At 62.6% G+C, this 15519-nt stretch carries 13 protein-coding genes; 8 read left to right on the top strand and 5 right to left on the bottom strand.

From position 1 onward, the window contains the following. The 3 genes from AC0V2Y_RS14500 to AC0V2Y_RS14490 all read left to right on the top strand — a co-directional run. The coding region (locus AC0V2Y_RS14500) for an O-antigen ligase family protein (RefSeq protein WP_475418345.1) at positions 1-442 on the top strand (442 nt) is incomplete at its 5' end. Positions 443-493: 51 nt separating this feature from the next. Continuing rightward, positions 494-2227, top strand: a complete 1734-nt coding sequence (msbA, locus tag AC0V2Y_RS14495) for a lipid A export permease/ATP-binding protein MsbA (RefSeq protein WP_475417440.1) — start codon at positions 494-496, stop codon at positions 2225-2227. Positions 2228-2262: 35 nt separating this feature from the next. Further along, positions 2263-3363 carry a glycosyltransferase family 9 protein gene (locus tag AC0V2Y_RS14490; RefSeq protein ID WP_475417439.1) on the top strand — a complete coding sequence of 367 codons (1101 nt, stop codon included), beginning with the start codon at positions 2263-2265 and terminating at the stop codon, positions 3361-3363. Positions 3364-3378: 15 nt separating this feature from the next. Here AC0V2Y_RS14490 and AC0V2Y_RS14485 read toward each other — a convergent pair whose 3' ends face one another. The 4 genes from AC0V2Y_RS14485 to AC0V2Y_RS14470 form a co-directional block, all read right to left on the bottom strand. After that, positions 3379-3990 (bottom strand): response regulator transcription factor, encoded by a 612-nt coding sequence (locus AC0V2Y_RS14485; RefSeq protein WP_475417438.1) that lies wholly within the window; start codon positions 3988-3990, stop codon positions 3379-3381. Next, positions 3977-5572, bottom strand: a complete 1596-nt coding sequence (locus AC0V2Y_RS14480; RefSeq protein WP_475417437.1) for an ATP-binding protein — start codon at positions 5570-5572, stop codon at positions 3977-3979. The genes AC0V2Y_RS14485 and AC0V2Y_RS14480 overlap by 14 nt, the downstream gene beginning before the upstream one ends. A gap of 118 nt (positions 5573-5690) precedes the next feature. Then, positions 5691-7079 (bottom strand): sensor histidine kinase, encoded by a 1389-nt coding sequence (locus AC0V2Y_RS14475; RefSeq protein ID WP_475417436.1) that lies wholly within the window; start codon positions 7077-7079, stop codon positions 5691-5693. Further along, positions 7076-7762: a response regulator gene (locus tag AC0V2Y_RS14470; protein ID WP_475417435.1), complete on the bottom strand. Its 687-nt coding sequence runs from the start codon at positions 7760-7762 to the stop codon at positions 7076-7078. The genes AC0V2Y_RS14475 and AC0V2Y_RS14470 overlap by 4 nt, the downstream gene beginning before the upstream one ends. A 157-nt stretch (positions 7763-7919) precedes the next feature. Between AC0V2Y_RS14470 and AC0V2Y_RS14465 the strand changes: the two genes are divergently transcribed. The 4 genes from AC0V2Y_RS14465 (at position 7920) to AC0V2Y_RS14450 (ending at position 10775) form a co-directional block, all read left to right on the top strand. Continuing rightward, positions 7920-8741 (top strand): MipA/OmpV family protein, encoded by an 822-nt coding sequence (locus tag AC0V2Y_RS14465; RefSeq protein WP_475417434.1) that lies wholly within the window; start codon positions 7920-7922, stop codon positions 8739-8741. Positions 8742-8844: 103 nt separating this feature from the next. Continuing rightward, complete coding sequence (locus AC0V2Y_RS14460; protein ID WP_475417433.1) at positions 8845-9384, top strand: universal stress protein; 540 nt, start codon at positions 8845-8847, stop codon at positions 9382-9384. Between the two features lie 46 nt (positions 9385-9430). Beyond that, positions 9431-10426: a VirK/YbjX family protein gene (locus AC0V2Y_RS14455; protein WP_475417432.1), complete on the top strand. Its 996-nt coding sequence runs from the start codon at positions 9431-9433 to the stop codon at positions 10424-10426. 118 nt (positions 10427-10544) lie between these two features. Beyond that, a complete protein-coding gene (locus tag AC0V2Y_RS14450) occupies positions 10545-10775 on the top strand; it encodes a DUF6139 family protein (protein WP_131685369.1) in 231 nt (76 codons plus the stop codon). 64 nt (positions 10776-10839) lie between these two features. On the opposite strand, the gene dnaE is transcribed toward AC0V2Y_RS14450, so the two are convergent. After that, positions 10840-14388: a DNA polymerase III subunit alpha gene (gene dnaE / locus AC0V2Y_RS14445; RefSeq protein WP_475417431.1), complete on the bottom strand. Its 3549-nt coding sequence runs from the start codon at positions 14386-14388 to the stop codon at positions 10840-10842. A 125-nt stretch (positions 14389-14513) separates the two neighbouring features. Between dnaE and AC0V2Y_RS14440 the strand changes: the two genes are divergently transcribed. Beyond that, entirely contained in the window at positions 14514-15410 is an 897-nt protein-coding gene (locus tag AC0V2Y_RS14440; protein WP_475417430.1) for a sulfurtransferase, read from the top strand. Positions 15411-15519: the final 109 nt, after the last annotated feature.

The raw sequence follows: 15519 nt of genomic DNA, 5'->3' as shown, positions 1-15519 counted from the left end.
CAGCACTTCAGTTGGCCAGCGGCTGGTGATGTGGGATACCGCGACAGAGCTCGTAAAAGAGCATCCATGGCTGGGCATGGGCCGTTCCGGCTATCTGCAACAGAAAAAAATAATGCTGGCGGAAGGGAAAATTAGCAAACTCGTCAGTGACTATACGAATGCCCATAGCGATTACCTGGATGTACTGGTCAAGCGCGGCATCACTGGCGTGCTGGCACTGCTGGCTCTGCTCCTGCTGCCCTTGGCCCTGTTTGCACGCACATCGCACCGCGGTCCTGCCGGCGCCAGGCCGTTTGCTCTGGCAGGCATGCTACTGTGCACTTGCTATATGATTTTTGGCCTGACAACGAGTTCGCTCACCCTGAATATCGGCATCATCATGCTGGTCTTCCCGATGGTGATACTGTGGGCCCTGTTGCGCCAGCAAGAGCGTATCGCTTGAGCTCGTCTTCCGCCTGACCGTTTTTGCTGTCCCCTGCAAGGAACCATACCGATGCTCACGCCCGACCTGAAGCGCCTCACCGCGCTGCATGCGCCCTACAAGAAACACCTGGCCCTGGCCCTGCTGGCGATGGTCGTCACGGCGGGCACGGAACCGCTGCTGCCATATGCGCTCAAGTTACTGCTCGACAATGGCTTCGGCGGCAAGGTCGCATTTTCCTACTGGCTGGTGCCGCTGATCGTCATCGGCATCTTTGCCATCCGCGGCGCCTCGACGTTTGCCAGCAGTTACCTGATGAGCTATGTCTCCACGCGCATCCTCAACGAATTGCGACGCCGGATGTTTGCCAGCATGCTCAACCTGCCCATCGACTTCTACAACACGCACACGGTGGGCAAGGTCATCAACTCCATCATGTTCGAAGTGCAGCAGATCATCGAGATGGTGACCAAGGTGTTTACTTCGATCGTGCGCTCCTCGCTGACCGTGCTGGGCTTGCTGGCCTGGCTGCTGTACCTGAACTGGGCACTGACCCTGGTCACCCTGGTGCTGCTGCCCGTGCTGACCATCGTCGTGCGCACCACGGGCAAGCGCCTGAAAAAACTCAACCGCGACTCGCTGGCCGTCAACGCCGAACTGACCCAGGTCATCGAGGAAACCACGCGCGCCCAGCAGGTGATCAAGATCTTCGGCGGACAGCAGTACGAGAAGGCGCGTTTCGAAGAGCGCGCCGAGCAATTGCGCCGCTACAGCATGCGCATGACCACCACCTTTTCCGCCACCGTGCCCATCACGCAGGTGATCACCGCCGCCGCCGTGGCCCTGGTCATCGTGATGGCCCTGTTCCAGTCGGAGCAGGGGCAAATCACGGTGGGCGGCTTCGTTTCCTTCATCACGGCCATGCTGATGCTGCTGACGCCCCTGAAACAACTGGCTGAAGTCAACGGCCCCCTGCAGCGCGGGATGGCCGCCGCCGAAGAGGTCTTTTTACTGATCGACAAGACGCCGGAACGTACGGGCGGCAAGCCGCTGGCGGGCCGCAGCAAAGGCCGCATCGAATTCAAGGATGTCAGCTTTGCCTACCCCGGGCACCAGGAACTGGCCCTGCAGCACATCGATCTGCGCATCGCGCCAGGCCAAACGGTCGCCTTTGTCGGCATGTCCGGCGGCGGCAAGTCCACCCTGGTCAGCCTGCTGCCCGGCTTTTATTCGGTCAGCAGCGGTGAAATCTTGCTCGATGGGCAGAATATTGACGACATCGCCCTGACCAGCCTGCGCAGCCAGATCGCCATGGTCAGCCAGCAGGTGGTGTTGTTCGACGATACCCTGGCCGCCAACATCGCGTATGGCGATGCGGCCCCGGACCGGCAGCGCGTCGAGGCGGCCGCGGCGGCCGCCTTCCTGTCGGACGTCATCGACGGCTTGCCCGACGGCCTGGAAACGCGCCTGGGCGACAACGGCTCGCGCCTGTCCGGCGGCCAGCGCCAGCGCGTGGCCATCGCCCGCGCGATCTACAAGGATGCGCCCATCCTGATCCTCGATGAAGCCACCTCGGCACTGGACACGGAGGCGGAGCGGGCCGTGCAAGCGGCGCTGGAGCACCTGATGCAAGGCAGAACGACATTAGTTATTGCTCATCGACTATCAACAATTGAACGTGCGGACCGTATCGTGGTATTGTCGCATGGGAAAATAATGGAAACCGGCAGTCACCAGCAATTATTGGATGCCGACGGCGCGTATGCCAACCTGCATCGCCTGCAATTTTCCCAACAAGTGGTATGACGCCATCGAATGAATACCTGAAATCGCACTGATACATGACGCCTTTGATTCCCGCCGAACTTCTGCAAAAGTCGGAAAAAATTCTGTTCATCGCCCATCTGGCGCTGGGAGACTTTACCTACCTGCAAAACGGTTTCCGCGCCTTTGCCGCGGCCTACCCCCATCTCCAGATCCACCTGTGGGTCGACGAAGTACGACGCACGTCCGACGCCAAACAATGGGAAAGCTTGCGCACCTATTCGCTGTACGACTGGGTAGAACAGTCGGGTTTGTTTTCCAAGGTTTACCGCAAGACCTACAGCCCGGCGCTATACGAAGAGTCACTGCGCGAGGCGAAGGCGGAACACTATCCTGTCGTCGTGTCGCTGGCCCACGTACGGCCACAACAATATGCGGACCTTGCCCGAGCGATCAGCCCGCACGGGCTGGTGATCGGCACGCGCAAGCCGTTCAGCCCGCTACGCCCCTGGCATTACCTGGCCTACCGCAAGATCGATGCCGTGCTGGCCTCGTATGCGGGACAGGATGCCGGCGAACACCATATCAGCAGCGTGTATGCGGACTGGTTCCATCAATTGACGGGACTCGATATTCCCGTGGCCGAACGCTACCCCTTCGTGCACATTCCCGAACACGCATTGCAGCAGGCGCAGGAGCAACTGGCTGCCTGGGGCTTTGCCCCGCGCCAGGGTCCGCTCGTGCTATTGAATCCGTTTGCCAAGTCGCACAAGCGCGGCTGGCCGCTGGAACGCATTGCCGAGCTGATCGCGCGCATGCAGGCGATGCCGAAATGGCAGCATGCCTGCTTCCTGATCAATGCCATGCCGCAGGAACTGGCCAGGGTGGATGCCGTCGTGCGTGCGCACAACTTGCCGCGCACGCAAGCCTTCAGTGCCGTCGACAACTTTTTCCAGCTGCCGGCCATGCTGGCGCAATGCGACCTGATTATTTCAGTGGAAACATCGATCATGCATCTGGCGAACGCCGTGCATGTGCCTGTGGTGGCATTGATGCGCAAGAAAAATCCCGAATGGGCACCCTTCGACAGCGCCAACAGCACCGTCATCACGGTGGCGCGGCGCAGCGACTGGGTCAAGGCGATTTCAAGCGATCAGGTACTGAAGGCCATCGCCTAGAGGGCTCTGCTGCGGCTAGCCGGTGCCCAGCATGCTGATGCGCACCAGGTCGGCCACATTATCGACACCCAGCTTGTCCATCAGGCGCGCCTTGTGCACTTCCACGGTGCGCACGGAAATACCCAGCGCCGGGGCGATGTCGCGGTTGTGCTGGCCCGTCACCACCAGATGCATCACTTCGCGCTCGCGCGGCGTCAGGGCGCGCAGCAAGGCCAGCCCTTCCACCTGGCGCTGCAACTGGCCGCGCGCATGCGCCTCGCGCGAAAACGCTTCATCGATGGCGGCCAGCAGCTTGTCGTGGTCAAATGGTTTTTCCAGGAAATCGCTGGCCTGCGCCTTGAATGCCTGGCGTGCCAGCGCCACGTCGCCGTGCCCCGTGATGATGATGATGGGCAGCATGCAGTTGAGCTCCAGCAGGCGGCGCTGCAGGCTCAGGCCATCCATGCCCGACATGCGGATATCGATCAGCAGACAACCGGCCCACTCGGGCCGCCAGCTGTGCAGGAAATCCTCGCCGCAGGAAAACAGCGCCGTGCGGTAGCCGCGTATGCCCAACAGCAAACCCAGCGCATCGCGCACGGCGGGATCGTCGTCCACGATAAACACCGTCAAATTACTTGTCACCATACTCTCCCTTGGCGGCTGCACCGGCGTGCGCCAGGGGCAGGATAAAACGAAAAATACCATGCTTGCCCACTTCGGCCCATAGCTGGCCGCCATGCGCTTCGACGATGCTGCGGCTGAGCACGAGCCCCAGCCCCAGGCCGCTGGCCTTGGTCGAGACGAACGGTTCGAACAGGCGTGCGGCCAGGCTATTGGAAATACCGGGCCCGCTGTCTTCCACGGACAGGCGCAGCCGGCCGCCCTCGAGCGGCTCGGCCGACACCGTGATGCGGCGCTGGCCACGCGGCTGGCCCATCACCGCATCCTGTGCATTGGCCAGCAAGTTACGCAGCACCAGCTCGATTTGCAGGCGGTCCGCGTTGACGGCCAGCGGCGACGGCGGCGCCAGCACCAGCTCGATGCCATGCTCATGGAACAGCGGCGTGAACTGGCGCGCCAAGCCCGCGATCAAGGCGCTCGCCTGCACCGCCTCGAGCTGCATCGCGCCGGTACGGAAAAAATCGCGCAGGCGGCGCACCACGTCCGCGGCGCGTCCCGATTCAACGATCATGTGCCCGATGGCGCCCCGCAGCAAGGCGCCGTTCTCGCCCCGTTCCAGCAGGTATTCGCACGCCTTGCCATAGGTCGACAAGGCCGTCAGCGGCTGGTTCAGCTCATGCGCCAGGGCCGCCGCCATTTCGCCGGCGGCCGCCAGGCGCATCGTGTGCTTCAGTTCGTCGGCCACCTGGCGCATTTCATCGACGACGATACCGATAAAAAAGCCCACCAGCGCCAGCACGGCGTCGAGCAATTGCAATTCATAAAACTGGATATCGACCGCATGCGTCCATTTCACCAGGGTGATGATGCATAGCTGCAATACAAATACGGCCAGCACAGCGCCATGCAAGCCCTGGCGCGAGGCGGCCCAGATTACGGGGAGAAACAGGAAATAGAAATGCTTGTATTCCGAACGCACGATGGCACCGAAGAGGCTCCACAACACGAAACTGGCCAGCGCCAGGTAAGCCAGGGTTTCCCAGCGCCAGACGGCGGCCCGCAGGCGCTCACGCCCGCGCTCGCTGAACAACACCCAGATCAGCGGCATCGACACCAGCATGCCGACCGTGTCGCCGATGCCGAAACGCCAGACTGCCGTGCCCCATTCGCTGGCCGGGATGCGCCCCGTCAGCGACAGCAAGGAAATATAGCCGAGCGCATTGAGCACGGTGCCAAGCAGCACGATGAGGACCCAGGCGCTCAGGCGGCGCCGGTTGTCGAAGATGTCGCTGCTGCTGAAACTGCGGCGCAAGACGGCGCCGATGCCGCCATAGCCGAGCACCAGCCACGCCGAACAGAGCAAGGTCAGGGGCAGGCCTGCCGGCATGCCGCGCACCAGCACCTCGCCGGCCACCAGGGCGATGAACCATGGCAGCGCCGCCTTGCGTCCATGGATCAGCCAAAATACCAGGCCCAGCGCGGGATCGGGGTTCCAGGGGGTGATGTTCAGCCCGTACATCGGGTCGATATAGGTCGCCCAGTCAAACAGCAGGTACAGGCCGACAAAGGCGGGGTACGGCAGGTAGCGGGACAGGAATGGGCGCATAACGGTGTTTTTTAACTGTCTTGCATTATGCATCGCAAGCGTGCGCCACGCCATGCCATCTTGCGTTATAGGCACATGAAATAATCTTCATGCAATATCGCAAGGCACGCCAGCGCGGTCAGGCCTCGGCCAACGGCAAGCGCACCTCCACCAGCAAGCCCAGGCCGCCATTACCGCTGTGCAACTGAATCGTGCCGCCGTGCTGACGCACGACGGAAGCGACGATGGACAAGCCCAGGCCGCTGCCTGGCTGCGCCTGCTGCGGCGCGCGGAAAAAGCGGTCGAACACGCGTTCATACAGCGCCGGCGCGATGCCCGGTCCCTGATCGGCCACGTGCAGCACGGCCTGGCCCCGCTCCGCATGCAGCGACACCGTCACGCTGCTGCCGCGCGGACTGTACTTGATGGCGTTCTCCACCAGGTTGTCGATCAGCGAGACCAGGCTCTCGCGCTGTCCGGGTACGCTGAGCGAGACGCCGGCTTGCAATTCAAGCTCGATATCGCCCGCCTGCGCCAGGCCGGACAGGGCCGCCAGACGGTCTTGCAGCAAGATATCGAGCGCCTGCCGCCGCGGCAACTCGCCCCCGCCCGCCTGCACTTCGCTGCGCGTCAGCTGCAGCAGCTGGCCCACCAGGCGCGCGGCCCGTTTGCCGCTGTTCAAGATACCGTCCAGTAGCTCTTGCTGACGCGCATCATGCGTCTGCCCCTGCAAGGCCTCGACATTCACGCGCATGGCTGCCAGCGGCGTGCGCAGCTCATGCGTGGCATCGGCGATGAAGCTGCGTTCGCGCGCGGCGCTGGCATCGACCCGCTGCAACAGGGCGTTGATATTGTCGACCAGCGCCGCCAGTTCGCCATGCGGCGGCTTGAACGCCAGCGGACGCAAATCCTGTGGCCCGCGCGCCGCCACCTCCTGCGCCACCTTGCGCCAAGGGCGCATGGCCAGGCGGATCGACAGCCAGGCCGGCACCAGCAGAAACGGCAGGCTGATCAGCAACGGCAGCAGGTAGTAACCGCGTGAATTGATCGTGATGAAAAATTGCCAGGCGCCTCCCGCTTCCAGCACCGTCACGCGCGTGCCGCCCTCGGTCAGGCTGCGGCTGCGCCAAGCCTGGCCCTTGATGTACACCACTTCCATCTGCTCCGGGCCGGCGCTGCGGATACCGCTGGGCGCATCGGGCGACTTGTAGACCAGTTTGCCCTCGCGCCAGACCAGGATGCGCGGCGCCAGCTCCGGCACCTGGCCCATTTCAAATTCCTCGCGCAAGGCTTCATCGATGGCGCGCAAGCTTTGTTGCTGGCGCTGCGGCTGCTCGGCCAGGTTATCGGCCACGCTGACAATGGCGTGCAGCACGCCGCGGGTCACATTGCTCGCTTCGCCAGCTCCCTCGACCAGCACATACGCCACGGCCAGGCTCCACAGGACAGTCAGCATCAGCATTTGCGCCATCATCAGGCGGCGCACCAGGGTAGGCCGGCGCAGCATGGCCCAGAAACGCCCCATCATGCGCCGCTGCCCGACGGGGTGGATGTCTCGCCCTGCTGGTCGATGACATAACCGACGCCGCGCACGGTGCGGATATACCCTTCGCCTATCTTGCGGCGCAGGTTGCCCATATGCACATCCAGGGTATTGCTGGCATTGGCCAGCCCGCCGGGCAGGATGTGTTCTTCCAGCACGCGGCGCGTGATGACCCGGTTGGCGCGCATCAGCAAGGTCTTCAGCAGGGCATATTCACTGGCGGTGAGCTCCACGGGCCGGCCATGCACGCTGACACGCCGCGTGGGCACCTGCAGCAGCAGGCCGCGCAATTCGATCGTATCGCCATCGAAGCCATAGCTGCGGCGTGCCAGGGCGCGCACGCGCGACAGCAGCTCGGCCAGCACGAAGGGCTTCACCAGGTAATCGTCGGCGCCCCCATCGAGACCCCGCAAGCGCTGTTCCAGCGTATCGCGGGCACTGAGGATCAGCACCGGCAGGCGCGCCGCGCGCAGCCGGGCCAGCAAATCGAGGCCATCGCCATCGGGCAAGCCCAGGTCCAGCAGCACCAGTTCGCAGCTGTCGTGCTCGATGCTGCGCGCCGCATCCTCCAGGCTGCGCACCCAGACCACTTGCATGCCCTGGTCGCGCAAGGCAATCCGCACGCCATTGCCCAGGTCCATATCGTCTTCAATCAGCAGTATCTTCATGGTGAGCATTAAACCACCGCAAGCTGAAGAATGGGTAAAGAAGCGCTCTTCATGCAATCTTAATAAAAGGCTCATTTTTCCTTCATGGCAAGGACCGATACTGTCGGCAGTCAATCGAGCCACTCCGGACTCGGTTCTCCACCTGACGGAAAACTCCATGCACGCACCCACAACCCTGCTGACCTCGCTGGCACTCGCCAGCGGCATGATCCTCAACCCGCTGGCCGCTGCGGCGGCCGAACCGCCGGCGGAAAATGTCTTCACCATCGGCGGCGGCGTCGCCGCCGTGTCCAGCTATTCCGGCGCCGACAAGCTGTCGGCCTCGCCGTTGATCATCCTCGACTACGCCATGACCAATGGCCTGTTCTTCAGCACGTCGCGCGGCATCGGCTATGGCGGCCAGGCCGGCCCCTTCAGCTACAGCGCCGCGCTGGGCTACCGCGGCAATCGCGAAGACCACAAGCGCACGGGCGCCAACGGCTGGGGCGGCAGCGATTACCTGAAGGGCATGGGCGAAGTCAAGGGCAACGCCAGCGCCCTGCTCAGCGCCGGCTATTCGCCCTTCCCAGGCCTGTCGCTGAGCGTCTCGAGCGACATTCCCCTGTCGAACCGCGAAAATGGCGCGAATGTGCATTTCGGCGCCACAGGCCAGATCTACGGCCGGGCCGATGCCAAGGGCATGCAGAAGGACAGCGTGAGCATAGGCGGCCAGCTGGGCTGGGGCGAGCGCAAGTATGTACAGACCATGTATGGGGTGACGGCCACCCAGGCCGCGAATACCTCGTTCAAGCAATACACGCCCAAGGGCGGTTTCTATGAAGCGCAAGCCACCGTCAACTGGGAACACCGCTTCGATGCGCGCTGGGGTATCAACACGCTGGTCGGCGTCGAGAGCCGTCTGGGCGACGCGGCCAAGAGTCCCATCGTGCAGCGCAAGACCTCGCCGATCGGCGCCGTGTATGTCACTTACCGCTATTAAAAACACGCGGCCATAAGGGAAACCCGTACGCTGTTTCGCCAATTTACAGGGGGTACGGGCATGGATAAGATGATGTGGTTTTTCCACCACGGCCATCTTTTCCATGCATGCACCGCGCCTTGCCCCGCAACGCCACCGCGCCCCGGACAGCGCCGCCGGCATCTGCGGCAAGCCGGGCCAGGATACCTTGCTGCTGCTCTTGCCCGTCAAGCGCGCCAGCGACATCATCTACGGTGCGCGCTACGCCAGGCGCCTGCAGGAATGGGGCATCAACGTCTGCGTCAGCCTGTTGCACGTGACCCCGGCGCCGCGGCGCCGTGCCGATGGCCTGCCCCGGCACAGCGCCAGCGAATACGATGCCCTTGACCCGGCCACGCAGCACATGATGCACGAGGCGGGACTCTACCTGAGCCGTTCTCATATCGATTTCAGCACCCACATTTTCGCCGGCGAGCCGCTGTTCACGATCCTCGATACGGCTGAGCTGCTGGGTTGCCACGAAGTGGTCTTGCCAGCGCAGCGGCACGGCGCCTGGCCGCGGCGTTTTTCGGGCGGCCTGGCCGGCAAGCTGGCGCGTGGCAGCCGCGGCACCACCATCCTGCTGGCAAACCACGAGGGCGTCAGCAGCCCGGTACCCGTCTGAGCCGAAACGGCTTCGACGCTCCCTCTTTATCATGGACATGCGCACGATGACGCCAACTATTACCCTGTCTGACGGCTTGATGGCGATGCCGAACGGCATGCGCCGCTGGCGCGAACTGTTCAAGCTGCATCTGCGCGCCCGCGTGCAACAACGCCAAACCCGACTATGGCTACAACTGCTGAATTCGCATCCGGTGTTTCATGATCTGGTCCACGCCTATCCGCACATGATCCACAAGGTCTACCGGCCTTACCTGAGCCTGACCTTGAATTGCCACCAGCGCGTGGCATTGCTGGCCGAGCACTACCACTTCATCTTGCAGCAAGGCTGGGGCAAGCTGATGAGTCAAGCGGCCCACGGCCCCGTGCGCCTGGGCACCGTGGCGGGCAAGTCGGGTGCGCCCTACCATTTGCAACTGTGTTCGCTGCACCCGATGGACCGCGAAGGCGAGATGGTGCTGCAACTGATGCATGACGACGACGTGCTCTATTCGATCGCCTTTTCCTTCTTCGGCAGCCAGCTGCGCGCCACCCTGGCCATGCGCATCGGCTGCCTGCAAGGCCCGAAGGGCCAGGAAAGCGCGCACCGCGTGCGCGAGGCAACGCGCGACTTGCACGGCATGCGTCCGAAGACCCTGATGGTACGCCTGGTGCGCCAGCTGGGGTATGAACACGGCTGCGGCAAGATGCTTCTTGTCGGCAATATCAACCGTGCCGTACACCACTCCGCGAAGAAAGGCCGTTTGTTCGCCGACTACAATGCAATATGGCAAGAATTGGGTGCGCACATGCGCCAGGATGGCGATTTCGAGCTAAGGTGCGAAAACCTGCCCTTGCCGGCACTGGAAGAAATTCCTTCCAAGAAACGCTCGGAAGCCCGCAAGCGCCATGAACTGACACTGGCCATGATCGGCAGCCTGCGTAACGGCCTCGACGCGCATCGCAGCCCCCTGCAAGCCGCCACGGCAAACGCTGCGGCCGCCGGCGAGGTACGTCAATCGGCCATACTCGATGACGACGACTACGCTTCCGCCATCGCCTGAGCGCTCCTCCCTCTTGCGGCACACGCTACAACGCGTGCATGGCACAATCCTGTTACGCTAGCGCTATCGGCATGCACTGCGGTGCGCCGGTTCCCCCAACGTTTACTAGGAGGCATTCATGCGCGTAGACATCTACCGCCGGGCCGAACACGACGGCATTTTTTCCTACCTCGCCGTGCCGGAAGGAAAGCTTATTCCGGAAGAAGTGACCAATACCGACTGGCAACTCGAAGTACGCGCCAGCGAAGTGGCCGACGATGCCGAGATCTTGCCCGACTACCATATCGAACAGCCGCACCAGCAGATCGCCGCCAAGGGCTATGCGATCACGGGCCTGAAAGACATGTAAACGTAAAAAAGCCAAACCAGCATGTCTGCGGTTTGGCTTTGTTGTCTGCGCCGGGCAGTGCCGGTCAGTATTCGACCGCCACCTCTTGCGCGCCTAGCATCTGCTCCAGCGCCATCTGCAATTCATCCGATGGCGCCACTTTCCACTCGTCGCCAAACTGCAGCACGCAACTGACGCCTTGCGGGCTGACCCGCGCGGCGATCGGCAAGCCCGTCTCGGCCCGGTGCGGCATGATCACGTCACGGATGCGCTTGGCGTCCAGGGTGGCCGGCAAGGTCAGGCCCAGCTGGCGGCCATATTGCACGCGCGCGGCGATGATGTCGAAGGCGCTCTCGGCCGTGATGCGCAAGCCGCCCGAGAAACGGTCTTCCGACACCTTGCCGACGACGGCCAGGAATTCGTCTTCCTTGAAGATTTTCCGGTTGGAATCGAACAATTCGCCATACACCGTCACTTCCACCGTGCCGCTCTTGTCATCCAGGGTGACGATGAGGATCTTGCCGCGCTGCGTCATCTGCGTGCGCAAGCCCGTGATGACGCCCGCCATCATGCGCGGCTCGCGCGATGGCGACAGTTCCGACAGTTTCGTGCGCGCAAAACGGCGCGCCTCGGGCGCATACGAATCAAACAGGTGGCCCGACAGGTAGAAGCCCAGCGCGATCTTTTCTTCCGTCAGGCGCTGTTTATCCGTCCATACGGGCACCTTGACGTACTCGGGCGGCGCCACCATGTCGCTGTCGTCGCCGCCGAACAGGCTCACCTGGTTGGCCGCCTTGGCGGCCTGATCGGCGCACTCCATGGCGAACGCCACGGATGCGAGCAGGATGGCACGGTCGACCTTCAGGCAATCGAAGGCGCCGCTGCGGATCAGCGACTCGATGGTGCGGCGGTTGATCTGCTTTTTATCCACGCGCTTGCAGAAATCGAACAGGCTCGTGAAGGGCCCGCCCGCCTCGCGCGCGGCGATGATGGCTTCGATGGCGTTCTGGCCCGAGCCTTTCACGGCGCCCAGGCCATAGCGGATCTGCGTGACTTTCTTGCCGCTCACGGACGGCGGCGCACCGCTCGGCGTGAAGCGGTAATCGGACTCATTGATGTCCGGCGGCAACAAGGTCAGCTTGCAGATTTCCAGCGAATCTTCCACCAGAATCTTGATCTTGTCCGTGTCATCCATGGCCAGCGACAAGTTGGCGGCCATGAAGGCGGCCGTGTGGTGCGCTTTCAGGTAGGCCGTGTGGTACGACAGCAAGGCGTAGGCGGCGGCGTGCGATTTGTTGAAACCGTAGCCGGCGAACTTTTCCATCAAGTCGAAGATCTCGTCGGCCTTTTCCGCCGTCAAGCCATCCTTCGCCGCACCGGCGCGGAAGATCTCGCGGTGCTCGGCCATCTCTTCGGCCTTCTTCTTACCCATGGCGCGGCGCAGCATGTCGGCGCCGCCGAGCGAGTAGCCGCCGACGATCTGCGCCATCTGCATCACCTGCTCCTGATACACCATGATGCCGTAGGTTTCGGACAGAATCGATTCCGTGCGCGGATCGGGATAATCGAAGCGCTCGCCGTGCTTGCGCTTGCAGAAGTCGGGAATCAGGTCCATCGGGCCCGGACGGTACAGCGCCACGAGCGCGATAATGTCTTCGAAACGGTCGGGACGCGCATCTTTCAGCATGCCCTGCATGCCGCGCGACTCCAGTTGGAACACGGCCACGGTCTTGGCCTTGGTCAGCAGGTCATACGATGGCTTGTCGTTCAGCGGCAAGGTGGCCAGGTCGAAGTTCGCCTGCGCGGGATCAAGCTGCTTGATGTAGCGCACGGCGCGGTCGAGGATGGTCAGCGTGGTCAGACCCAAGAAGTCGAACTTCACGAGGCCGACGGCCTCCACGTCATCCTTGTCGTACTGCGACACGACACCCGAGTCGCCGCCCTGCGTGTACAGCGGACAGAAGTCCGTCAGCTTGCCCGGGGCGATCAGCACGCCCCCCGCGTGCATGCCGATATTGCGCGTGATGCCTTCGACCTGCTGCGCCAGGTCCAGCAGCTGCTTGACCTCTTCCTCGTTTTCCAGGCGCTCCTTGAGCAGCGGCTCTTCCTCGATGGCGTCGGCGATCGACACGGGCTTGCCGGGCTTGAACGGAATCAGCTTCGAGATGCCGTCGCAGAAGTTGTAGCCGAAGTCCATCACGCGGCCCACGTCGCGGATCGCGCCCTTGGCCGCCATGGTACCGAAGGTGGCGATCTGCGAGACGGCCTCCTTGCCGTACAAATCCTTGACGTGCTGGATGACGCGATCGCGCCCTTCCTGACAAAAGTCAATATCGAAGTCGGGCATCGAGACGCGTTCGGGATTCAGGAAGCGCTCGAACAGCAGGTTGTATTGCAATGGATCAAGATCCGTAATCAACAGCGAATACGCGACCAGCGAACCGGCGCCCGAACCGCGCCCCGGGCCGACGGGCACGCCGTTTTCCTTGGCCCACTGGATAAACTCGGCCACGATCAGGAAGTAGCCGGGGAATTTCATGTTGCAAATCGTGTCCGTCTCGAATTTCAAGCGCGATGCGTAGCGCGGACGCTCCTTTTCGCGCCGTTCCGGGTCCGGATACAGCTGGATCAAACGCTTTTCCAGGCCCGCCTGCGATTCGGCCACGAGGAACTGGTCGATCGTCATGCCATCCGGCGTGGGGAAGTTCGGCAGTTGCGGCTTGCCCAGGGTCAAGGTCAGATTGCAGCGCTTGGCGATTTCCACGGAATTGGCCAGCGCGGCCGGCAAGTCGGCAAACAATTCCGCCATGTCGGCCTGCGACAGGAAGCGCTGGCTGTCATTGAAGCGTTTCACCCGCTTGGCGTTGGCCAGCATTTCGCCTTCGGCGATACAGGTCCGTGCTTCGTGGGCAATAAATTCCTCAGGGGAAATGAATTGCACGGGATGGGTGGCGACCACGGGCAAGCCCAGCTTGGCAGCCAGGGCCACCGCGTGGCGCACCTGCGCCTCCTGGTTGGCCTGGCCGCCGCGCTGGATTTCAATATAGAAATGGCCGGGGAAAATCTCGGCCCAGCGCTGCGCATTGCGCTCGGCCAGGGCCAGGTTGCCATTCTCGATGGCAGTACCGACGTCGCCGAAATGCGCGCCGGACAGCACGATCAAGCCATTCGCCGCGCTTTCGCCCGGGTACAGGTCGTAGGTATTCGTCGCCAGCGCCTGCAGCCACTCGATGCGCAGCTCGGCGCGCCCCTTGTACTGGTTGGTCAGCCAGGCCGTCGACAGCAGTTCGCACAACTGCAGATAACCCATGCGGTTCTTCGCCAGCAACAGCAGCCGCGACGGTTTTTCGCGGTTGTCGTCATTCGTGATCCACACGTCGACGCCGACGATGGGCTTGATGCCCTTGCCGCGCGCTTCCTTGTAGAACTTGACCATGCCAAACAGGTTCGACAGGTCGGTGACGGCCAGCGCCACCTGCTTGTCCTTCGCCGCCGCCTTGACCACATCGTCGATGCGCACCAGGCCATCGACGATCGAGTACTCCGAGTGCACGCGCAAATGGACAAATGCGGGCCCTTGTGCAGCTTGCGGTGTCACGGCCGGAGCGCCGGCCTCTTGCATTACCATTTCCATCCTGTGTACCGTTTCGTGCAAAATTCAATGGGGTCTATTCTACCGCGTCGCGCGTACGGACCGGGTATCCCGCCTGGCCTGTCGGGCTTATAATATCGGCTGTTCAGTCTAAGCCGATCGCCATCATGCAAGCCATCACCCCAGCAACACCCGCCGTTTCCGCTGCCGCCAGCCCGTCCGCCGCCACGTTCGTCAATATTGCCGCGTATAAATTCATCACGCTGGCCGATACGGAAGCCATGCGTCCCTTGTATCAGGAGCAATGCCTGGCGCTGGGCCTGAAGGGCACGATCCTGCTGACGCCGGAAGGCATCAATATGTTCCTGTCAGGCACGCGCGAGCATATCGACAGCTTCCTCGCCTGGGTGCGCAGCGACGAGCGCTTGGCTGACCTGGAATGGAAGGAAAGCTTATCGAACGAGCAATCGCACAAGCGCATGCTGGTCAAGCTGAAAAAGGAAATCATCACCATGCGCATGCCGCTGATCAAGCCGGAACTGGGCCGCGCCCCGTCCGTCGACGCGCATACGCTCAAGCGCTGGCTCGACGCCGGCGTCGACGACGCGGGCAAACCCGTGGTCATGATGGAAACGCGCAACGCCTTTGAAGTGGACGTGGGCACATTCAACAACACGCTTGATTATCGCATCGACAAGTTCACGGAATTCCCGGCCGTGGCGGCGGCCCACAAGGATGAACTGGAAGGCAAGACCGTCGTCACCTTCTGCACGGGCGGCATCCGCTGCGAAAAGGCCGCCATCCACATGAAGGAAATCGGCTACGACAGCGTGTACCAGCTCGACGGCGGCATCCTGAAGTATTTTGAGGAAGTGGGCGGCGAGCACTACACGGGCGACTGCTTCGTCTTCGACTACCGCACGGCCCTGAACCCGAAACTGGAACCGACGGAAACCGTGCAATGCTTCGTCTGCCGCGCCGTCGTCACGCCGCGCCAGCAACTGGCGCCGGAATATGTGTATGAGGTGTCTTGCCCGCATTGCTACGGCAAGCACGCAACTTAGGCTACATTCCCTGCGGCGCAGGGCCACACTTGCGCCGACCATTCCGCTAAACATAGCCGCGGGCAGGCCGCTGCCCGGCGCACGCACCGCCATGGCTGACGGCATGCGT

The sequence above is a fragment of the Janthinobacterium sp. BHSEK genome (assembly GCF_056174685.1).
Note: the sequence above shows the minus strand (reverse complement) of the source record. Positions and strands in the feature narration are given on the sequence as shown.